At 41.9% G+C, this 21,661-nt stretch carries 22 protein-coding genes; 10 read left to right on the forward strand and 12 right to left on the reverse strand.

Annotated features, from left to right (window positions below; translation table 11 throughout):
• Positions 1 to 231 precede the first annotated feature (231 nt).
• Entirely contained in the window at positions 232 to 4,512 is a 4,281-nt protein-coding gene (locus NST01_RS03900) for a multifunctional 2',3'-cyclic-nucleotide 2'-phosphodiesterase/3'-nucleotidase/5'-nucleotidase (protein WP_341041546.1), read from the reverse strand.
• A 254-nt stretch (positions 4,513 to 4,766) separates the two neighbouring features.
• On the opposite strand from NST01_RS03900, the gene NST01_RS03905 reads away from it, so the two are divergent.
• The gene (locus tag NST01_RS03905) at positions 4,767 to 5,285 is read left to right on the forward strand and encodes a type 1 glutamine amidotransferase domain-containing protein (protein WP_007496591.1); all 519 of its coding nucleotides are present in this window, start codon (positions 4,767 to 4,769) and stop codon (positions 5,283 to 5,285) included.
• Positions 5,286 to 5,392: 107 nt separating this feature from the next.
• On the opposite strand, the gene NST01_RS03910 is transcribed toward NST01_RS03905, so the two are convergent.
• Both NST01_RS03910 and NST01_RS03915 read right to left on the reverse strand, forming a co-directional pair.
• Positions 5,393 to 5,608 carry a DUF1128 domain-containing protein gene (locus NST01_RS03910; protein WP_008341757.1) on the reverse strand — a complete coding sequence of 72 codons (216 nt, stop codon included), beginning with the start codon at positions 5,606 to 5,608 and terminating at the stop codon, positions 5,393 to 5,395.
• A 75-nt stretch (positions 5,609 to 5,683) separates the two neighbouring features.
• Complete coding sequence (locus NST01_RS03915) at positions 5,684 to 7,039, reverse strand: alanine/glycine:cation symporter family protein (protein WP_039168032.1); 1,356 nt, start codon at positions 7,037 to 7,039, stop codon at positions 5,684 to 5,686.
• Between the two features lie 174 nt (positions 7,040 to 7,213).
• Between NST01_RS03915 and NST01_RS03920 the strand changes: the two genes are divergently transcribed.
• From NST01_RS03920 to NST01_RS03930, 3 genes are read left to right on the forward strand one after another with little or no spacing between them, the layout of a single operon-like run.
• A complete protein-coding gene (locus NST01_RS03920; protein ID WP_008341755.1) occupies positions 7,214 to 7,684 on the forward strand; it encodes a low molecular weight protein-tyrosine-phosphatase in 471 nt (156 codons plus the stop codon).
• 20 nt (positions 7,685 to 7,704) lie between these two features.
• The gene (locus NST01_RS03925) at positions 7,705 to 8,037 is read left to right on the forward strand and encodes a hypothetical protein (RefSeq protein ID WP_046527356.1); all 333 of its coding nucleotides are present in this window, start codon (positions 7,705 to 7,707) and stop codon (positions 8,035 to 8,037) included.
• Positions 8,038 to 8,055: 18 nt separating this feature from the next.
• The gene (locus NST01_RS03930; protein WP_171465087.1) at positions 8,056 to 8,874 is read left to right on the forward strand and encodes a YihY/virulence factor BrkB family protein; all 819 of its coding nucleotides are present in this window, start codon (positions 8,056 to 8,058) and stop codon (positions 8,872 to 8,874) included.
• 207 nt (positions 8,875 to 9,081) lie between these two features.
• Here the strand turns inward: NST01_RS03930 and NST01_RS03935 are convergent, their stop codons facing one another.
• Positions 9,082 to 9,591, reverse strand: coding sequence for a GNAT family N-acetyltransferase (locus tag NST01_RS03935; RefSeq protein ID WP_171465088.1), 510 nt, complete (start codon positions 9,589 to 9,591; stop codon positions 9,082 to 9,084).
• 14 nt (positions 9,592 to 9,605) lie between these two features.
• The gene (locus NST01_RS03940; protein WP_322536291.1) at positions 9,606 to 10,769 is read right to left on the reverse strand and encodes an MFS transporter; all 1,164 of its coding nucleotides are present in this window, start codon (positions 10,767 to 10,769) and stop codon (positions 9,606 to 9,608) included.
• 75 nt (positions 10,770 to 10,844) lie between these two features.
• Between NST01_RS03940 and NST01_RS03945 the strand changes: the two genes are divergently transcribed.
• From NST01_RS03945 to NST01_RS03955, 3 genes are all read left to right on the forward strand, one after another.
• On the forward strand, positions 10,845 to 11,222 hold the full coding sequence (locus tag NST01_RS03945) for an OsmC family protein (RefSeq protein WP_341041554.1): 378 nt from the start codon (positions 10,845 to 10,847) through the stop codon (positions 11,220 to 11,222).
• A 65-nt stretch (positions 11,223 to 11,287) separates the two neighbouring features.
• The gene (gene cax / locus NST01_RS03950; RefSeq protein WP_341041555.1) at positions 11,288 to 12,355 is read left to right on the forward strand and encodes a calcium/proton exchanger; all 1,068 of its coding nucleotides are present in this window, start codon (positions 11,288 to 11,290) and stop codon (positions 12,353 to 12,355) included.
• Between the two features lie 67 nt (positions 12,356 to 12,422).
• Complete coding sequence (locus NST01_RS03955; RefSeq protein WP_017358796.1) at positions 12,423 to 13,205, forward strand: YfkD famly protein; 783 nt, start codon at positions 12,423 to 12,425, stop codon at positions 13,203 to 13,205.
• Between the two features lie 374 nt (positions 13,206 to 13,579).
• Here the strand turns inward: NST01_RS03955 and NST01_RS03960 are convergent, their stop codons facing one another.
• From NST01_RS03960 to yfkAB, 4 genes are all read right to left on the reverse strand, one after another.
• Positions 13,580 to 14,299 carry a YebC/PmpR family DNA-binding transcriptional regulator gene (locus NST01_RS03960; RefSeq protein WP_007496614.1) on the reverse strand — a complete coding sequence of 240 codons (720 nt, stop codon included), beginning with the start codon at positions 14,297 to 14,299 and terminating at the stop codon, positions 13,580 to 13,582.
• Positions 14,300 to 14,431: 132 nt separating this feature from the next.
• Positions 14,432 to 14,833 carry a nuclear transport factor 2 family protein gene (locus NST01_RS03965; RefSeq protein ID WP_017358797.1) on the reverse strand — a complete coding sequence of 134 codons (402 nt, stop codon included), beginning with the start codon at positions 14,831 to 14,833 and terminating at the stop codon, positions 14,432 to 14,434.
• 100 nt (positions 14,834 to 14,933) lie between these two features.
• On the reverse strand, positions 14,934 to 15,770 hold the full coding sequence (locus NST01_RS03970; RefSeq protein ID WP_017358798.1) for a mechanosensitive ion channel family protein: 837 nt from the start codon (positions 15,768 to 15,770) through the stop codon (positions 14,934 to 14,936).
• Between the two features lie 7 nt (positions 15,771 to 15,777).
• A complete protein-coding gene (yfkAB, locus tag NST01_RS03975; protein WP_017358799.1) occupies positions 15,778 to 16,899 on the reverse strand; it encodes a radical SAM/CxCxxxxC motif protein YfkAB in 1,122 nt (373 codons plus the stop codon).
• A 147-nt stretch (positions 16,900 to 17,046) separates the two neighbouring features.
• On the opposite strand from yfkAB, the gene NST01_RS03980 reads away from it, so the two are divergent.
• Together NST01_RS03980 and pdaA are read left to right on the forward strand one after the other, a co-directional pair.
• Positions 17,047 to 17,238: an SE1561 family protein gene (locus NST01_RS03980; protein WP_003218031.1), complete on the forward strand. Its 192-nt coding sequence runs from the start codon at positions 17,047 to 17,049 to the stop codon at positions 17,236 to 17,238.
• A 102-nt stretch (positions 17,239 to 17,340) separates the two neighbouring features.
• Positions 17,341 to 18,132 carry a delta-lactam-biosynthetic de-N-acetylase gene (gene pdaA, locus NST01_RS03985; RefSeq protein ID WP_017358800.1) on the forward strand — a complete coding sequence of 264 codons (792 nt, stop codon included), beginning with the start codon at positions 17,341 to 17,343 and terminating at the stop codon, positions 18,130 to 18,132.
• Positions 18,133 to 18,164: 32 nt separating this feature from the next.
• Here the strand turns inward: pdaA and NST01_RS03990 are convergent, their stop codons facing one another.
• From NST01_RS03990 to NST01_RS04000, 3 genes are all read right to left on the reverse strand, one after another.
• Positions 18,165 to 18,659 carry a DUF2716 domain-containing protein gene (locus NST01_RS03990; RefSeq protein ID WP_035391335.1) on the reverse strand — a complete coding sequence of 165 codons (495 nt, stop codon included), beginning with the start codon at positions 18,657 to 18,659 and terminating at the stop codon, positions 18,165 to 18,167.
• Positions 18,660 to 18,692: 33 nt separating this feature from the next.
• Complete coding sequence (corA, locus tag NST01_RS03995) at positions 18,693 to 19,652, reverse strand: magnesium/cobalt transporter CorA (RefSeq protein WP_007496624.1); 960 nt, start codon at positions 19,650 to 19,652, stop codon at positions 18,693 to 18,695.
• A gap of 131 nt (positions 19,653 to 19,783) precedes the next feature.
• Positions 19,784 to 20,296 (reverse strand): hypothetical protein, encoded by a 513-nt coding sequence (locus NST01_RS04000; protein WP_017366836.1) that lies wholly within the window; start codon positions 20,294 to 20,296, stop codon positions 19,784 to 19,786.
• 433 nt (positions 20,297 to 20,729) lie between these two features.
• Between NST01_RS04000 and NST01_RS04005 the strand changes: the two genes are divergently transcribed.
• Positions 20,730 to 21,599 carry a DNA-3-methyladenine glycosylase family protein gene (locus NST01_RS04005; protein ID WP_035391333.1) on the forward strand — a complete coding sequence of 290 codons (870 nt, stop codon included), beginning with the start codon at positions 20,730 to 20,732 and terminating at the stop codon, positions 21,597 to 21,599.
• The last annotated feature ends 62 nt before the right edge of the window (positions 21,600 to 21,661 follow it).

Genomic DNA, 21,661 nt, shown 5'->3' on the forward strand with positions numbered 1-21,661 from the left:
GGACAGAGCCGAAGCTCTGTCCCCAGCGTGTAGACAAACCCTCGCATTCGTTGTCAAATCTGTGCTCCGGTGCTCACGAATGTCAAATTCGCTCCGCTCCGGTGCTCGACTTTCCTAGACTGCAAAGGTTTTCTATCACGCTGAAAAGAAGACAAAGGGCTAAAATAAAGTACATTTTAGCCCTTTGTCCTCAATCTGAAAGGACAGAGCCAATGCTCTGTCCTTTTTCTATTAAGATGATACTTTGTCTCGTGTGCGCTTGCGCTGGTAGTAATAAAGGATACCGCCTGAGGCGAGCATGAGTAAGCCAATTAATACCGCTGTATACATCATCGTTGCCGTATTCGGCAGTGTGCCGCCTGGTAAGCTGCTTCCATCCTGACTTGGATCCGAACCGCCTGGAGCAGAAGTTCCACCGTCTCCGCCAGTTTGGTCTGGAGCTGTTCCAGCAGCTTCACTTTGATTGAGTACGGTGTATTCACTAAAGTGCTCCGTTTTACCTGAGACAATCCCGTTTTCGAATGAACCGTTACTTGTTTTGGCATAGCGGTTTTTCTCACGATCGACATAATAGACACCTGGTTTCTTCGCTTTTTCAGGCGCGTCTAATGTAAAGAACAGTGTGACGGGATCTTTAAAGGTAGACACATTTTTCTGATCTTGTTTGATTTGGAAATCGTATGTGTCGGTTAATGCGTTTTTCACCTTATTTGTTTTTGCCATCGATATATCTGCATGTTGCTCTGACAAATTGGAGAGCGGTAATGCTAGACCGACTTTGTCATGATAGATGGTGACGTTTGGATCTTGCTCTCGTTTCTTCAGTTCAGCTACTTGCCCTTTTGATAGAGACAATTGAACCTTTTTCGCTCCGGTTGCTTTGTCTAAATAGAGCAATGCTTTGTTCGTATGCTGCACATACTTTTGGAATTTCTCATCATCTTGAATGTCATAGGTGCCTTTTCCTTTCAAGCGAGGAAGGAATACTTCTTTCACTCGATGGTCGATGACTGGAGAAATATGACCGTCTGCCTGTTCAATTTGCTCTTTGAAAATTTCATAGTCAACATAGCCTAAGTCTTCACCATGAGACGCTTCTGTAAAGACGCTGTAGCCATCACCGCCTGTGCCAACAAATGCGTTAGTCGCCACGCGGTATGTTTTCTGATCATCAATGTCAGTCAGATTGCCCTTTTGATCTTTCAATTTGACATCAATCAGTCTGCTGCCAGCCGGTTTACTCAGTGTAAACGTATATTCAATGCCAGCTACATGAGGGAATGCGCCTCCGCCTTCTTCAATGCCTGAAAGACCTTGTTCAAGCGCTTTTTTAATTTGACTGCCTTTTAAATCTGCGACATATAGTGTGTTTCCAAAAGGCATCACGGTTAAAATATCCCCTAATGTGATATCTCCTTTTTCAATGCTGCCTCGAATACCGCCACCGTTTGTAATGGCAAGGTCAGCCCCAGCAGATTCTTGTGCTTTCTTTAACATGCCATCTGCAATAAAGTTTCCAAGGTTCGTTTCCTTTGCACGGACGTGTTCACGCTGTCCATCTAAGAAGACATCTGACGTCCCGACTTTTTCGGTTTTTAAATCTTGGATATCTGCCTTGTACTGATCAAGAATCGCTTTTGCGTCCGCATCTTCTTTCACAGAGTCGTCGATCGTGATGAGGTCAAAAGTAGATTCTTTTGGCTGTACGACGCCTTTTTTGTCAAAGGCCACGTCTACTTTTCCTAAAAATTGTCCGTAGTCTTTTACTTGCGCAACAATCGTTGGTTCTTTTTTATTGATGACCTTTAATTTTTCAACAAGGGTGTGGGTGTGACCACCAATGATGAGATCAATGCCATCTACTTTTTGAGCCAGTTCTAGATCACGGTTATAGCCAATATGTGTGAGCGCAATAATTTTATTGATTTTTTCTTCAGTTTGAATGGTATTGACTGTTTCTTTTGCTTTTTTGTATGCATCTTGAAATTGAATGTTTGGACCACTGCTGGATGTAATGGCCGTGTCTTCAGTGGTTAGACCGAATACAGCGACCTTTTCACCATTTACATCAATCAGAATGTAAGGGTAAATGCCAGCTTCTTTTTTCTCACCAGCTTTAAATGTTGCTGGTTTTTTCACTAAGTCGCTTAACTGTTTTTCCTTAGAGACATTCACGTTTGATGACACGATCGGGAAGTTCGGTTTTTCAAACTGATGACGGTTTTGAGCATCTACACTGGATGCATCACCTGTCAGGAATTGACGAAGGACAGATGGACCTTTGTCAAATTCATGATTCCCAAACGTCATGGCATCGTATTTCATTAAGTTCATCAGTTTCAGATCGGCAAGTCCTTGCCATTTTGTGAAATAGAGATCACCAGAGAAGACATCTCCAGCGTCTAATAAAATATTGTTTTCGCTTTGGGCGCGAACTTCTTTGATCTTGGTTGCGCGTCTTGCTGCATCATCCAGATGGGCATGTGTATCGTTTGTATGCATCACCGTTAAATGCCAATTGTCTGTTGCAGGTGGTTCTGTAGTACCATCATCTTTAAACGCTAGCTTGTACACGCCAAGTCCGTCTGTGCTGGCATTCCGAATAAAGTCGACGCTGCTTGATTTCTCAGCAAACGGTTTGGCTAAAAGAGAAGATTCAAAAGTGACGGTTGCGCCTTTGATCGGTGCAATGGACCAGTTTTGATCTGCGCTTGGGTTAATGGTTTTTTGTTCAATAATATAATCCATCAGCACTTGGCGGTTCTCATCTGCTGAGGCGAGCACGACTTTATCTTGTGTGAGGTGCGGGAAGCCTCCGCCGCCAGATGCACGGTAGTTGTTTGTTACGACTAAAAATTCTTGATTGTCAGAAACGGGTTTTCCATTGTAAGACAAGTTTTTGATGCGGTTCGCACTAGCGTTAACAAGTGTGCCCGTTGTGCTGTATTTAGCAGGCTGTGTGACATCTACTTGGTACGTCACACCATCGATCACATCAAAATTATATGAGCGGTATTCTTCGTTTAAAATAGGCTGTTCATTTGAAGTATTTGGTTTGATCTGGTTAAACTGACCTGCAGACATTTCAAGCCAGTCTTTTACTTCACTGCCTTTTAGTTTTACAATCTGTACGGTGTTATCGTAAAGATAGAGATCACCGATGTTTTTAATCGCTAAATCACCTTTTGCGATATTTGTATAATAGTTCACACCGTTGCGTCCGCCGGCTTTAAATGGCGCACCCGCAGAGAGAATCGGCAAGTTTTTGTACGAAGTATCTTTCATTTTTTCTTGTGCATACCATTTCTGGGCATCTGTCACGATTTGAATAGAAGGGTCATCCATTACTTGAGCGAAAAAGCTGTTAATGTCTGCTTCTGTTTTTCCAACTGGCTTTCTGACATAATCCAGGGTGTTTTGGTGAGTTGTTTGAATGGCATCTTTTACTGTACTGTTTTGAGATGTCACCCCGGCAACGGATTCGATTTTGCCTGTTCCGTCTGTGACTTTCCAGTTGCTTCCGTCTGGTTCTAGCGTTAAATCAATGACCCCGAGGTAGCTTCCCCAGTTTTTTGACATGACGACAGGAATGCCATTAATGGTTCCCTTTGCGACATCAAATTTGTCAACGCCGCTATATTCAGCGCTTGGGAATGTGCCATGCTGGTGGCCAGACACAATCGCATCAATGCCTTTTGTTTTCGTGGCAAGGTCAAAGATCATATTTTCTGATCCTTTAGGTGAAGCTGTTTTTTCAATTCCTGTATGAGCAAGAGCGACGATGACATCTGCGCCTTTTGCTTTCATTTCTGGAATGGTTTCATTGGCAGACTCCACAATATCTTGCACTTGAACTTGTCCATCTAAATGTTTCTTATCCCACGTCATAATTTGTGGTGGTACGAATCCTATGTAACCGACTTTCACAGTTTGGGAGGCTCCGTTTGCATCTTTAAAGGTTTTATCCTGAATGACATAAGGAGTAAATCGGTGTTCTCCGTTTAACTTTTTGACGTTCGCATTGACAATCGGGAAGTTGGCGCCCGCAATGGTACCGTCAAGAAAAGATAAACCGTAGTTAAATTCATGATTGCCGAGTGTACCTGCATCATATTTTAATTTGTTGAGTGTATGAATAATGGGGTGAACCTTTGTTTGATTGATGATGCTGTCTTTTTCATTTTTATAAACGTATTCTCCAAGAGGGGTTCCTTGAATCAGGTCTCCGTTATCAACAAGGAGTGTATTGGGATTTTGTGAACGGTGCTTGTCAATCAGCTCGGCTGTTTTTGCCAAACCGAATTCATTTGTTTCTTTGTCACTGTAGTAATCATAATTCATCATGTTCGCATGAACATCCGTTGTGGCTAAGATACTGACCTTTACGGCACTGCCGCTTTCTGTTTCTGCATGAGTAGGTACTGCTGGGAGAATGAGACTAATCAACATCATGGAAGTGAGCAGAATAGACAGGTTTTTCCTTCGTTTAGACCTATGTGCTTGCTTCTTCACCTGATCTCCGCCTTTCTAATTTTTTTGACCACAATACCTATTGTAGAAATGTTTCGTTAACTTTTGTAGTTATTTTTTGCAGATTATTGTAAAGATAACATAAATCATACGAATTACCTTGTTAAGGGGAGGTGAATGAGTCTAAATGCTTATTTTTCTGAAAGGGGGTTTTCTCATAGGGATAGGATGTTTGATTTCAATTGGCGGGGGTATAGTGTGTAGTGTAAACGATAATCAAGCAGGAGGGTTTCTACATGGGTAAGAAAATTGCAGTTGTCTTAACAGATTACTTTGAGGATGTTGAATTCACCGAGCCTGCAAAAGCCTTTAAAGACGCAGGCCATGAGATCACAGTGATTGAAAACGAAAAAGGAAAAACAGTGAAAGGAAAGCAAGGAGAGGCAGAAGTAAGAGTCGATGCGTCTATCGATAACGTGAAACCAGAAGACTTCGATGCACTTCTGATTCCTGGCGGCTTCTCACCAGACATTCTGCGTGCGGATGATCGCTACGTGCAATTCACAAAAGCCTTTATGGACGAGAAAAAACCAGTATTTGCGATCTGTCATGGACCGCAATTGCTTATTACAGCGAAGACGCTGGAAGGAAGAGGCGCGACCGGCTATACATCCATTCAAGTAGATATGGAAAACGCAGGCGCCAAATTCAAAGATGAAGAAGTCGTCGTTTGTCAGGATCAGCTTGTCACAAGCCGTACACCTGATGACATTCCAGCATTTAACCGTGAATCATTAAAACTGCTCGCAAAATAAGTAGTTTTGACAGGATAAACAAAGCCAGCACCTTGGGAGGTGCTGGCTTTTTCTGTGCATGGATATAAGAAAGCGGCGTCAACCGCAATTCAGTATCAGGTGCACGATTATTTTCTTAAGCTTTTCAGCTCGCTTGCAATGGCTTGCATTTCACTTGGGCTGAATGAAGATTTTTTCATCACCATTTGGTGAAGAAATTCAATATCTTCATACTTATCTGGACTGAAGTCTTCGGCTTTGATGACTCCAATATTCAGCATATTGAGCTTTTGCGAAATGTCTTCAATCAGCTGATTGACTTCAGCCGCTTTTTGCTGTGACAAGGGCGGCACGTCCTTTCCTGCATGTGTCGAATAATATGTCTATTTTAACAGAAAAGCAAAAGAATAAAAGGGCTATTATGACGACACTGAAATGTTTTTTTCCTTTTTCTCCTCTTTGATCTTATCAATGATTCGTTTGGATTCAAACACCACAACACCTGATAAACCGATGAGGCCAATTAAGTTTGGAATGGCCATCAGCCCATTGAGCATATCTGCTACGCCCCAGACGAAGTCATTCTTAAACACGGCACCGAAAAAGACAGCTATCACAAACACGATGCGGTAATACATGACGTACGAATCCTTCGCCAAATATGTAAAGCATTTCTCTCCATAATAGGACCAGCCAATGATGGTTGAATAGGCAAATAGGAGCAGCCCGATTGCCACGATGGTTGAGCCAGCTGGACCGAGGAAGTGAGCAAAGGATAACGAAGTCAGCGCATCACTTTTTTCTGTTAAATACATATCTGCCATAACAATCGTAATGCCAGTGATAGAACAAACAATGATGGTGTCAATAAACACTTGCGTCATAGAGACGAGCGCTTGACGGGCAGGCATATCCGTTTTCGCAGCTGCAGCAGCAATTGGTGCTGATCCAAGTCCAGCTTCATTGGAAAAGACGCCTCGCGCGACACCCCAACGAATAACGGTTCCAATCGCACCACCTGCCACGGCTTGACCTGTAAAGGCATCTGAGAAAATAAGACTGACTGCGCCAGGAACAAGATCAGCATTCATGACAAGAATGATGAGCCCACAAATGACGTAAAATAAAGCCATGACTGGTACAAAAATAGATGTCACTCGGCCGATACTTTTAATTCCGCCTAAAATCACGAGTGCCGTAAAGGCAGTAATGATGATACCTGTTACCCATGTTGGAATTTGAAAAGTAGAATTCATGACGCCTGAGATGGAATTAGACTGTACCAGGTTGCCGATCCCAAAGGCAGCACTGGCACCGAAAACAGCAAATAGCACCCCTAGCCATTTCTGTTTTAAGCCATGCTCTAAATAATACATAGGTCCGCCAGACATTTCGCCTTTTTCGTTTTTGACCCTGTATTTCACAGCAAGAACTGCTTCTGCAAACTTGGTGGCCATCCCGAAAAATGCAGCAAACCACATCCAAAATACTGCACCAGGACCACCTGCAATGACAGCTGAGGCAACACCGACGATATTCCCTGTACCGACAGTTGCAGCAAGAGCCGTCATTAATGCTTGGAAATGGGAGATATCTCCCTCTGATGTTTTGTCTTGTTTTGAAAAAGCGAGCTTTAAAGAATAAGGAAGTAATCTAATTTGAATGAAGAGGATGCGAAAGGTGAGGTAGATTCCAGTACCAACAATTAAAATCAACAGGGGAGGCCCCCACAAAAAATTGTTCATCGTCGTGACAAACTGCTCAATGATTCCCATCTAATGTCCCCCTTTGTTTGTGTAATTCTCCTAAAGTTTCTCCTTTTTTTGTGTATTTTGTCAATGCCGATGGGAGTTTTTCTTGCAAAGTTTCCAAAAGAAAAAGGGCTTGATATGATAGAGAAAAGGTTTTCCAAAGGGATTCTTAGGGAAAAGATAGGAGGAGAATGAAGGATGATTCATGTATTATTTGTGTGCCTCGGCAATATTTGCAGGTCACCGATGGCAGAGGCGATGTTTAGAAAACGAGTCGAAGACGAAGGGCTGAGTGAACACTTTGTGATTGATTCAGCAGGCATTGGCGGCTGGCATCAAGGCAGTCCTCCGCATGAAGGAACACGAAAGCTGCTTGATGAAAAGGGTATCAGCTATGAAGGAATGACTGCAAGACAAATCATGGATAAGGATATCACCACATACGACTATATCATTGCGATGGATGCTGAAAATGTAGGCGCCCTCCGCAGTTTAGCTGGCTATGGAAAACATCACTTTATTGGCCGTCTTCTTGACTTTGTAGAAGACGACGATCGAGACGATGTGCCAGATCCTTATTACACTGGGAACTTTGAGGAAGTACATGATTTAATTGAAACAGGAATTGATCGTTTTTTGACGTATGTAAAAAAAGAGAAACACCTTTAACTGAAAGGAGATCAGATGAGATGGAAGAGAACAAACAAATCGTGCTTCGGGGAGCTGTTATAGGCGCAGCCTGCGGCATATTGCTGACATTATTTCATCGTCCAACAAGAACTGCACTGAAAGAAAAATGGAATGACTGCCAGCAAAAGCTGGATGAATACCGCCTAGAGCCTGGCAAGATGTCTGCTTGCGTGAAGGAAAAAATGGAAGAAACGAAGCAATTGATGAGAACGGTCTCAGATGATTTGTCTTTTCTGAATGAACAGGTGAATCAGTTAAAGGAAACAACACCAAAGGTATTAGAGATTTTTGAAGAAACAAAGGATCACTTTCAAAAGAAACAGAAAGATTGATCATTGGAGATGAGGCGTATGGGTTTTGTTAAAGCGTTAATTGAACGCTTTTTGCTGCATGAAGGACCGGCAAAATCAGCTGAACTTGCGTATTTCTTTTTGCTTTCATTATTTCCGTTTCTCATCTTCGTGCTGACGCTTGTTGGTTATTTGCCGCTGACATCAAAGGATGTTCTAAGCGTCATTTCTGGTTATGCGCCAGAGGGAGCGCTTTCGATGATTGAATCCATTGCCGAAGAGACGCTGAATAACCGTAACGGCGGATTGTTGTCATTCGGGATTATTGCGGCACTCTGGTCTGCATCCAACGGTATTAATGCGGTTGTCAGAGCATTTAACCATGCTTACGAAGTCGAGGAAAATCGTTCCTTCATTCTCGTACGTTTAACATCGATTATCTTAACCATTGCGATGGTGCTTACGATTATTTTTGCCTTGATGCTGCCTGTCTTTGGAAAAGAGCTTGGCTTATTCGTTGCCAAATTAGTAGGGCAGTCAGATGCGTTTCTCACCATTTGGACAGCCATGAGGTGGATTATTAGTCCACTGATTTTACTGATTGTTTTTACATCCCTATATTATTTTGCCCCTAACATTAGGCTGAAATTGAAATTTGTGCTGCCAGGTGCCATATTTGCCTCTGTTGGCTGGATTCTCGTCAGCATGCTGTTCTCATTTTATGTAGGCGAATTTGCCAACTATAGTGCGATGTACGGAAGCATTGGGGGAATCATTATATTAATGATCTGGTTTTATTTAACCGGCATTATGATCATCCTCGGCGGCGAGCTCAATGCGCTTTTACATAAGCGTAAAATCGTACCAGGCAAGCTCTAAAGAAAACCGGGCATCCTAAAGAAGAACGAACATGTTCAATCTTGACGGATGGGGGAATACCGAATGTCTAAACAATCGAAAAAAGGCGGAAGCAACACAAAACAAAACAAAGGCCATCAGCCAAAGCACAAAACAAGCGGAAGTGCGAATGGGCAAAATGGGTATCACTAGATGAAAAAACTCCTCTGCATAGGTGCAGGGGAGTTTTTAATGATTCAATTTCCGTATATAACGCTTCAGGAGAAAAGTTGCATCAGGCTTTGGCTGATAGTTTGGATCGAGCTGAAAGCCTGCTTTCATCGCAACACGTTTACTTCTGACATGCCCAACAGGACAAAAGATTTCAAATCCATCGACTTCAGGAGCAAAAGTATCTGTCATCCATTTCACTGTTTTGGTCACAATACCTTGCCCTTGTGCATCTTGACCAATCCAATACCCAATATTGCCTATCCGATGCTGAAACGTCATGCGGAACACCCCAATTAATTGATCGTTTAATACGATACCCGCTTCTATGTCTTTTCGTTCAGCATAGGCAGTGTGGGCAGATTGAATAAAAGATTGAACATCTTCTATGCGATGACAGTGATTCACCCATGGTAGCCACTCTCCCAAGTGATCTTTATTCTGCTGGATAAGTGCAAATAATGCCTCTGCATCGGCTACTTGTAAACACGCCAATTTTAAGTCATCTGAAATGTTAAATGTAAACAAAATAGATCCTCCATTTAGTTACTTTCAACCACTGCCAGCGTCTTCCCAAATCGAACACAACAAAACACAAATAAAATCACAATGCTGACAAGGTAAAGTAAATTCATGCCCTCAAACGTCTGCACAAAGAATCCGCCAAGAACCGGACCGAGAATACTTCCTGCGCTGAACGCCATCCCGCACATCAAATTCCCAGCAGGCAGCAGATGTTTTGGCAATAAGTCCGTCATATAACTGATGCCAAGTGAGAAGGTCGAACCTACAGCCATACCTGCGATAAAGAAACAGATCGCAACAGCCAAAACGGACTGAATGAAAATCCCTGCTAAAAGGAAAAAGAATGAACCGACGAGTGTCACAAATAAAATCATGCGTCGTCTGCCGAAATGGTCACTCAGCATCCCGAGAGGAAGCTGAAAAACAATACTCCCAATCGCAAACGCAGGTAAAATAAACGCAACAGCATCTATCGTCACCCCGCTTCTCAGCGCATACACAGGGAAGTTACTATTGAGCGTCGTTTCTAAAAAGCCATAGCAAAACGGCATCATAAACGCTACCCAGCCAAATTGAAACGCCTTCTTGAAGCGCTTCAAACTATTTGTCTGCTCTGACGTCTGCATCTCACCTGTATCAGGATATGTATTTTTTAAAACAAACACAAGCAGCCAAATACACAAACTAACTGCACCAGACACAATAAACGGCAAGGATGGATTGATTTCAATGAGTGGTGTTAAAAAAGGGCCAGCGGCAAAACCGAGTCCAAAGGATAACCCATACAATGAAATATTTCGCCCGCGATTTCTAGATGATGAGGCATAGGTTACCCACGTCTGTGTGGAGAAATGAAGCATATGATCACCGATGCCGATCATCAGCCGCAAGAAGAACCAGACGACATAAGATTCAATAAAGACAAAGCTAAACAAACTTAAAAAGACAGCAGCGCCCCCAATGACGATCAATGGTTTAAATCCGAAGCGGCGCAGCGGCGCTTCCATAAAAGGAGACGCAAGCAGCACGCCGATATATAAACCGGTGGCATGCAGTCCGTTTAACGTCGGAGAAGTGCCGGCATGTTCGAAAATAATCGAAATAACTGGCAGTAACGCTCCCTGTGAAAAACCAGATACGGATACAAGTAAAATTAAAATCATAAAATGAATTCTCGACATAAGAAGCTCCTTACAAGTTCATGCTTTCATCGTACAATGGAACCATAGGGGTTTCAATAGAAAGGTGGAAAAGGAATGAAGCTGATATACGAAAATGATCGGTGGATCGCAAATGCTGATCAAAGGCAGCTACATATTTCAGGAAATGAAGAAGCGGGATACAGGCCGTATCAATTGTTCACCTCGGCTATTGCGGGCTGTTTTGGAGAAATGGTCATTCATGTATGCCGGAAAAAACGAATATCCTATCAAGGGCTGACCATTACACCTGAAACGACAAGAGAAGGAACTGTAAACAAAATCACTCATATTCATTTACATATGATCTTTGAAAGCATCAGCACCTCTGATGAACAGCTGGAAAAAGTAATGAAACTTGCGTTGAAGCATTGTTCCATGATGCAATCCGTGAAAGGAACGATCGATATCACCCTTTCACACGAACGAATCTAAATGTATATGATGCCGGCACTCACGAAAGAATAACAGTCAGATATGATGTAAAGGAGATTGGCTGTATGAATCGTTTGTTTCTAGTGATTGTCGCAATCGGTGTTCCATTATCTGTGATTGGCAGTTTTCTTCATTTCCCGCAGGCTGTCATGTTCGCCGTCTATTGTATCGCCATCATCGGTCTTGCAAGTTATATGGGAAGAGCGACAGAGAGTCTTGCCATTATAGCGGGACCAAGAATTGGCGGTTTGTTAAACGCTACTTTTGGAAATGCAGTGGAATTAATCATTTCATTTTTTGCATTAAAACAAGGACTCACCGCCATTGTCCTTGCTTCACTCACTGGCTCAGTGATCGGCAATTTACTGCTTGTGGCTGGACTGTCTTTTTTCGTTGGCGGATTGAAATTTAAACGACAAGAGTTCGATGTCCACGATGCAAGGCATAACTCTGGGCTGCTTATGTTTGCGATTATTGTGGCATTTGTCATTCCAGAAGTCTTTTCCATAGGGATGGCAGAGGATCGTCAATTTGTTTTAAGTATCGGCATTAGCATCGTGATGATTTTGCTTTATGTCGCAGCACTCTATTTCAAACTGGTCAGCCACAGAGGTGTTTATGTTGCCAAGCAGGAAATTGCGGAAGGAGAAGCCGCGACGGAAGAAGAAACACCAGAATGGTCTGGGAAGTTTGCCACGGCGATTTTACTCCTTGCGACAATTGCTGTGGCGTATATTTCAGAGCGGCTCGTCCATACATTTGACACAGTCGGAGAACAGTTTGGCTGGAGTGAACTGTTTATCGGGGTCATCATTGTTGCGATTGTCGGTAATGCAGCAGAACACGCTTCTGCTGTGATTATGGCGTATAAAAACAAAATGGATGTCGCAGTGGAAATTGCTTTCGGTTCCACACTTCAAGTCGCCATGATGGTCGCACCGATCCTTGTGATCAGCTCTCTGTTTTTTGAAAAGCAAATGCCACTGATCTTCTCATTACCAGAGCTCATTGCCATGGCATCCTCTGTTTTACTAACGGTCATCCTTTCAAATGATGGGGATACGAACTGGTTTGAAGGTGCTACATTGCTCGCTGCCTATTTCATTATGGCGATTGGATTTTTCCTTTTATAATCTTTTGTGGATAAGGGACGTCTTTCGGGAAAATACTATGGAAAAATGAATGAGAAAGAGTGATGATATGAAAAAGATGCCCCGCATCATGTTTGTTGTTCTCTTATCCTTAAGTTTTCTATACAGTTTTCCAGCCGAGGCAGCAAAGCCGTTTAAGGTGCCATCGTCTGTCGCCAGTATCTCAAAGGAAAATACGTATCCAAATGCGTCACAAGATCAACCGCTGCTACAGCCGAGCGAGCTGACGGCCGAATTATTTAAAACAACAAGTGTACCAATTGAAAATACACATTTAATTAAAATGCTGAATGAATCCAGTATATCAGGTACACCGCTAGCAGTTGGCTACAGGGCAACGATTTTTCTTGGAAGATGGGCACTTAGCTATGATTCAAACGAAACCGTCGCCAATTGGGAATACAAAAAAGTGAACACGAATCACATTGATAATAGAGGCGGAAACAAAACAGCCATCGGCAAATATGTGCAAAAGCAACAAGTAAAAGTAAGTGGAGGGCTCACAGCAAAAGTACCAAACCCAGAAGATGTGAAAACATTGATGATGCAAAAAGCCATCCAAAAAACAAAACTTCCGCTCGCCTTCGACACAGTGATTGGTGCAGGAACAAAGCGAGATCAGTCCTACCACGTATCTCCGAAAAAAGCAGCATCCCTGCATGCATACGCTCCAGCCATTAACGAAAAAGGAAAGGTTACTTACGGAGAAGTGTATCTTGTGCTCAAGGGAAATAAACGCAAACTTGTCGTAAAAAATGTGACCTCACAAGGAATCGGCGCTTGGATTCCTGTTCAGGATCACCTGACGTTTGGGTTTCAAGGGATGAATTAAAAACAGTCATCTCCTCTTACCAAGGGGAGATGACTGTTTTTTGATTAAGATGTCCTATCTTTTTTCTTTTTCATTTCATGAATGTAAAAATCAAAGGCGTTATATAAAAACCATACAAAGAAAAGAAAGAGAAAGACTTTAGTGAATATCGTCAAATTGTTGAAAATTAAGCATAGGCCAATAAAAGGGAGGATCATAAAGCCATAATACGAAAACCACCATGTTTTAAAAATGAAACTCAGCTCCTTGGTTATTTGTGGAAACGACTCTTTCTTCATATTACATGGTCTTGAGTAGAACGTAAACCTTACCTAGACAATAAAAAAGCCAACGCGGAAGTTGAATGAATCCAACAACTACGATGGCTTAGCTGATTATTCTCCTAAATCCACATTATGATAAACTTGCTGCACGTCTTCAAGCTCTTCTAATACATCGATTAGTTTCTCGAATTGTGCTTTCGATTCATCATCTAATGTCACTTCGTTTTGAGGCAGCATTGTGATTTCAGCGACAGTAAATTCTTCTACGCCTGCCTGTTTGAACGCTTCTTGAACTTGATGGAATTGATCTGGTTCAGCGTAGACGATCACCGTATCATCTTCTTCCATAATGTCACGTACATCAATGTCTGCTTCCATTAAAAGTTCAAGCGTTTCTTCTTCACTTTTCCCCTCGACACCGATCACCGCTGTTTGGTCAAACATGTAAGCAACAGATCCACTGACGCCCATATTTCCGCCGTTTTTCCCAAATGCTGCACGAACATCAGACGCTGTGCGGTTGACGTTATTGGTCAGGGCATCAACGATCACCATAGATCCGTTTGGACCAAATCCTTCGTAACGCAGCTCATCGAAGTTCTCTTCTGCACCGCCTTTTGCTTTTTCAATCGCACGGTCCACAATGTGTTTTGGGACACTATATGTTTTTGCACGTTCTAGGACAAAGCGAAGTGCTTGGTTTGATTCTGGATTTGGCTCACCTTGCTTGGCAGCCACATAGATTTCACGCCCGAATTTTGCGTAAATACGACTTGTATTGGCATCCTTTGATGCTTTCTTTTCTTTAATGTTGTTCCATTTACGACCCATCTTATTCACTCTCTTTCAATTAGTAAATACACAGTATGAGGGTCCCCATGCTGCATGAAATCAATCTGCTTTCTATTATACATGAATCAGTCAAGAGGATAGAAGTAAGACGGCTGAAAAGAAAAGAATTCCTTAGCTGATATGTCCAAGTTGTTCAAGCGTCTTATTTTTCTCATGCGGTCTAGTCAGCTCATCACACCGAATGATTCTACCATCTAATAAAGTAAATAACGCCATCACATCTATTAGACCGTGGTCTCCTGTGGACAGCTCAACATGTACAGTGTAACGAAAACACCCTTGCTGAGTCTCTTCATCAAACAACATATCATGAAAGGCGGGGATGTCGAGCTGTTTGGTCATGACTTTTAATGTGGAGAGATGCTTTTTAAATTCATCAAGGGAAGAGACCTTTCCATCAGTGACTTGCTGATAATCTGAAGAAAAATAAGTCTCCACCTTTTCTATATCTAATTGGATTAACACCTCTTGATACATTTGCTTAATAAAAAAAATCGCTTCAGTTTTTCTCAATGTAAACATCCTTTCTTTTAGTTAACCGGTGAACTATATAATATTATAATTAACTGGTTAACTAAAAACAATCAAAAAAATAACCTCATCACAAATGAGGTTATTTTGTAGGCTGTGGATAGACGAGATCCTCAAGCAATTTCACATCATGCTGATGAAGTTGTGTGATCATTTCTTTTCGCACAGCGAGGGCGGCTTCAAAGTATTTTTCATCCTCGACCATTCCTTTTACGGTGATCTCAATCCCGCGATTCAATTTATTGAGCCCCATAATGCCATGAACCTGAAAAGGTTCAATGGCGTTTTGGAATTCATCTTTTTTCAGTAAATCATGATGCATTTGATTTAACTGATCACATGCTGTTTCTAGCGCCTTGAAAGCAATATCAGGATTTTGGTTTGCGCTGATCAAGACTGACTCTGTGATACGCATGTAGTGCATATTGTAGTTTTGGATTTGACGAATGTCTCCGTTTGAAATGGTTAAAAGCTTGCCGCTCCATTCTCTAATTTGCAAAGACCGGAGACCAATTTCTTCAATGGTTCCGTTAAAAAGATTATTGACCGTCACATAATCACCTTTATGAATTTGCCTTTCATAAATGAGGAAGATGCCGGCTAAAATATCACGAATCAAGGTCTGAGCGCCAAAACCAATGACAATTCCAGCAACACCAGCCCCCGCAAGAATCTTCCCAAAGTCATGAAAAAATAGAGAAATCACATATAAGACAAAACATATGGAAGCTGTATACTTTGAAACCGATTTGACCAAGCTCTCAATCGTTTTTTTCTTTTTATCTTCAATGAATTCAGTTCGTTTAAAGAAAATCTGAAGCGCTTTGTTGATCATAAAGACGGCAAGCCAAAGAATGAGTCCAACAAGGAGAATTTCAATGTATTTGTTCTTGACCACTGTCAGAAATGTTTCGTCCATCTATCGGTTACCCCCTGGCTGTACGAGAAGTAAAATCAACATCTTGATAATAACTGTTTTTCACAAGAACATTTGGACCAAGGCATTGCACACTTGGGCAATGACAATTCAGTTCTTTTGCCAATTTTGTGTTCATCCAGCGTGTATAAGCTGATTGCAACGTATCGGTTTCAATATTTCCTAATGGCGGTGTATCGCCAAAGTCTGTCACAATAATATTCCCATCAAAAATATTCACATTCAACCGTGAACGGCCATCAGGGTCATTTCGTACTGTCACATTTTTCGCTTGACGCAATCGAGTCAAGAGGCGCTGGTCTTCTTCATCTGTGCTGCATGAATAAAATGGCAATGTGCCAAACAGCATCCATGTGTTCTCATCACGAACATCGAGCAACTGATGAATCGCATCCCGCATTTGCGGAAGTGACAATGATTCAAGGGCGCTGGCAAAATCACTTGGATACATCGGATGAACTTCGTGACGCTGGCATTTCATCTCGTCCACGATTTGACGATGGATGTGTTCAATATAAGGAAGCGTACGCTTATTCAGCATCGTTTCAGCAGATACGGTTACACCCGCTTTCACAAGTGCTTGACTATTCTCAATCATGCGGTTAAACAATTTCTCGCGCTGCTCAAAGGTTGGCTTTCGGTCCATCATTGCAAAACCAACCGTAGCAAACTCTTCGACTGTTCCCCAGTTATGTGAAATGTGTAGGACATCCAAGTATGGAATAATCTCTTCATATCGAGCCAAATCAAGTGTTAAATTCGAATTAATTTGGGTACGGACGCCGCGTTCATGGGCATACTTTAATAAAGGAACGACATATTCCCGTACAGATTTCAGAGACAGCATCGGCTCTCCGCCTGTGATGCTAAGGGAACGCAAGAGCGGTACTTCATCTAAACGGCGAAGCAGTAAATCGAGTGGCAGTGCATTCGGATCTTTTGGCTGCAAAGTATAGCCAACCGCACAGTGCTCACATCTCATGTTACACAACGTCGTTGTCGTCAATTCAATATTTGTCAGCTTCATTTCTCCGTAATCCTGCACATCGAGATAGGCTTCCCAAGGGTCGAATGCAGGTGTAATCGGACGAAGTGCTGTTTTTTGGTTCATGGTATCTATCTCCTTTTCATTCGGGCAAACATAGACCCGCCAACAGTTAATTTTAAGCCCCATCACCGTTATACGCAAGAGGGGACACAATTGATTTACAAAGGAAAAAAAGATAAGCTATAAACAAATGCTAAAGGGAGTGTATCTATGGGCAAGGCAGCAGACAGCAAAGAACAGCAGGTTGATTATTTAAAGAACCGATTAGATATGTTTATGAATGTGATTGATTCATTAGATCCTGAATCCACAGACGTTGAGGATATAGACAGACTCATCCAGATGATTGACGACCTAGAAGCGAAATATGAACGGTTTAAAACCGATTGGAAGGAAGAATAGCTCGCGCTGATGCGGGCTTTTTTCTTTAAATTGGCAGGTCAAAAAGTGTATGAGTACCCGGTATATTCTGCACAATAGAAGAAAAACCGGGAAGTGACGTAAATGAAAAAATGCATACTGATCTGTCTATGTGTGCTTTTTGTATCGATGCCTTTTTCAAACTTAGAAGCCGTGTCTAATCAGCCGATTCATTGGGGATTTGCTAAAAGCAAAGAGCACAAGCCAGCAGATGCTGGCAAGGAACTGACGACACTCTTAAAGAAATATGATGCTTTCTATTTAGGAAATACGAAAAAGAAAGAGATTTATTTTACATTCGACAATGGCTATGAAAATGGGTACACACCCAAAATCTTGGACGTGCTGAAAAAGCATCAAGTACCCGGCACCTTTTTTGTGACTGGGCACTTCGTAAAGGACCAGCCTAAGCTCGTCAAACGTATGGCAGAGGAAGGTCATATTATTGGCAACCATTCCTATCACCATCCAGATTTAACAACAAAGAGTACGAAAGAAATCAAAGAAGAGCTAGATCGTGTCAATGAAGCGGTATACAAAATCACAGGAAAACAAGATAACCTCTACCTTCGTCCACCGCGCGGGGTGTTCAGTGAAAGGGTACTAAAGGAAACGAAACAGCTTGGCTACCAAACCGTTTTCTGGTCAGTAGCGTTTGTAGATTGGCATATCCACCATCAAAAAGGAAAACAGTATGCGTACAATCAAATGATGAAACAGGCGCATCCGGGTGCCATTTACTTACTTCATACCGTCTCAAGGGACAATGCCGAGGCACTTGATGATGCCATCACTGCTTTAAAAAAACAAGGATATACCTTTAAAAGCTTAGACGATCTCATGCTTGAAAAAGTATGGCATCTCCCTCAGCTATAGAAAAAGCTTGCAGACACTGCAAGCTTTTTGACTTATCCTTCTCTTATTTTACGCTGGAACAAAAGGGGACGATGACGAGTAAAGGAGTCAATCAAGCCCTCACCGAAAATCGTGATGCTTTGCTCCCAAGGATGTCCTAGTAAACCCCAGGTCATCTCTTTTGATAAAAAGAAATAGTAATCCCCATTTGGGAGCACAGGAACTCTCCATTCTCCAAATTCATCTTTTTCAAATGAGCCGTATGGTGTGATCCAATAGCATTCGTGCTGCCAATCAAGTACCAGCATATATTCGCCGGTTCCGGTGATATTCTCCTGAAAAGACAGCAGTGCCTTCTTTTCAAGGTCTTCATCCGCACTTAGAAGAGAAGGGTCCTCGAAATAAGCAGAGATATCATATGTGATGTAAGGAGATGGTGCTTGAAAACCGGGAAAGCGAGAGATGCTTGGGTTAAATTTAAACTCTTGATCAAATGTTTTCCATGCGTACTTTAGTTCTTTGTCTGTCAGTGGAATCCAGTTTTCCATAGTATCTCCCTTTCAAGCACTTCTCTCAAAAAACTATTTGAAAATCCTAAACCATCCTTTATGTTTAAACCACAAAAGCATCCCTGAGACAAGCAAACCCATGAAAATCAGTACGCCAAAATAGCCATATTTCCAGTGTAATTCAGGCATGTTATCAAAGTTCATCCCATACACCCCAACAATAAAGGTGAGTGGAATAAAAATCGTCGAGACAATGGTCAGTGTCATCATGATGGCATTCATTCGGTTGGAATTTAGTGTTTGATAGCTGTCTCGTAAATCGGCTGTCATATCACGGTTTGACTCAACGATTTCTGTTAGTTTCAATAGATGATCATAAATATCATTAAAATATGCTTGCCGGTTTGCATCGCTTTTCATCATATTCGTGTTCACAATTCGATATAAGAGGTCCCTCATCGGGATAATGGTTCTGCGCAGTTTGAGCAAATCGGATCGAATACCGAATACTTCGTTCATTAATGTACCATACGTTTTATGCCCTTCTTCATCCTCGATTTCATTGAGCCTGTCCTCAATTTGATAAATAATAGGAAAATAATCATCGACGAGCTGGTCGATCAGCATATAAGCCATATGCTCTGGACCGCTCTCTCGCGCTTTATCAGACCCTTTGAGCTTTCGAATGACTCGATCAATGTAGGGTGCTTCCTTCAAATGAAAAGTAACGATATAGTTTTCTCCAACAAACAGGTCGACTTCTTCAGATCGAAGTGTTTTTTGATTGAGGGCATGAAGGACGAAAAATAAATACCCTTCATAAAAATCAAGCTTCGGCCGCTGTAAATAATGGAAGCAATCTTCAATCGCAAGCGGATGGAACTGAAAAAATTCCTTTAACAGTGCTGCTTCCTTTTCCGTTGGCGCATAAAAATCTATCCAATACCAGGCGATATCGGGGCTTGAAAGCTGCTGCAATGTTGCATGTTCAATCAAGTCACCGTTTTTTGTCACTGCAAGTTTTTTCAGCATGTGCACCCCTCCAGACTTGCATTATATCATGAAGCAGCAGCGGTGAACTTATACGTTTTCACCATAAAAAAGCCGATCTCATCGCTGAGATCGGTCCAATGTGCGTGTATGATTGATGGATAAAGCGAGAATTAAGGACGGTGGAACGTAACGAATTTATTTTGACGGTCAAACCAGCCTCTAAATGCCCAGTTATCCCAGCCGCCATCGCCGTTGTTTTTAAATGTACCGCTCTCAAAAACCCAAATACCGTAAACAACATTACCAAGGTTAGCAGTAGCGAAAGTTTTCACACCATTAAAGCGGTCTTCATAGTTTTGGCTTAGGTTAAAGACCATGACGTTATATCTGCCGCCAGCAGCATAGAATGTGCTTTCCATTACACCTTTAACGAATCCAGAACGGTTGGCATTTGCATTTACTGCGTTAATGATTGCATTGGCAATTCCAAGGACATCGAAATTGACGTTAACATTAGGACTAGCTGTCGTTCCAGCTTTACCTTCAGCAGCTTTGTTTAAAACAGTTTGCTGTAGTGTAGTAGAGACGGGTGCTGATGATGTTTTTTCAGCAGCGTCAGCGAATACTGGTAGTGTCGAAGAAACAGCAGTGGCAAGGGCAACAGAAAGAATTGTTTTTTTCATTGGTCGGATCTCCTTTGTTTTTAAATTTTGGGTCTTCTTTTAGTAAAACGTGAAACTAGGTGAAGCCGGTTATCAATGAGGTAAATATGTTCCTGCAAGATGAAACAAATGATTGCCTAATCCGCTAATTCCTTTGTTCACCTCCTTGATATGTCATAATTATACAAATATTTTTGAAATAGAAGATATCACCCATAGGTTCTATTTCTAATTTAAGGAAAATGATCCTAAAATGTTGAAGATTGCTGTCGAATTTTAGCTGAATTCGACTAAAAATTTTCATCTATCCAAAAGGAGAATGACCATAAATAAGGAAGATATAACTGATAAATTCTTGTACTCTTTATATTTAAAAGTATTCAATATAGAGAATCATTCATGCAAAGTGAAACAATCACATCTGCGTGTGTTGACAGAAAGGAAGAGGAAAAACATGTGGGAAAAACACCTATTGGTTGAACCACCCTATCACTTCGATCAAGTGCTGAGACGTTTATCGAGCGATCCATTAAAGGCGGTCGATCTGGATAAAAGAGAAATCAAAGTACCGATGAGGCTGAATCATAAACCGTACATTGCAGTCGTTCAAGCGACAGGAACAAAAGAAGCACCTTCGTTCCGGGTACAGGCTAACGGGCCGGAGGAAGCCATCCTTTCTGAGGTGAAGCGGATATTTGGCATGGAACATCAATTACATGCTGTGCATGACCATTTTGCTCAAACAAATCTTGCGCCCATTTTTGACCGTCATATCGGAACGCCGCTTATGCTGGATTTCCATCTATATCATTGCTTGATGAAATGCATCATTCATCAGCAGCTCAATCTTGCATTTGCTTATGAGCTGACGAAACGGTTTGTTCATACGTATGGTGAGCAAATCGACGGCGTCTGGTTTGACCCTTTACCGAAAACCATTGCATCACTTGAAACCGACGATTTGAGAAAACTGCAATTCAGTCAGCGAAAAGCGGAATATGTGATTGATGTCTCAAAGCGAATAGTGAGCGGCTCTCTGGATTTAGAGGAATTACACGACTTAACGGATATTGAAATTGAAGAACGTCTGCTTCCGATTAGAGGGATTGGACCTTGGACGGTTCAAAATGTCCTCATGAATGGACTAGGAAGACCAAATCTCTTTCCAATGGCAGATATCGGGATTCAAAATGCGATCAAACGTCACTTTGACCTGCCAGAAAAGCCAACAAAAGAAGAGATGGCAGTTTTAAGCAAGGAGTGGGCACCGTATTTAAGCTACGCCTCCCTTTATTTATGGAGAAGCATAGAGACAGATAAATAATTGAAAGGCATTTTCTCTCTTCGTCCAAGTCGTGATATACTAATCAGATGGAATAAAATGAG

Source organism: Bacillus sp. FSL R7-0166, from assembly GCF_038008935.1.
Taxonomy (GTDB): Bacteria; Bacillota; Bacilli; order Bacillales; family Bacillaceae; genus Bacillus; species Bacillus altitudinis.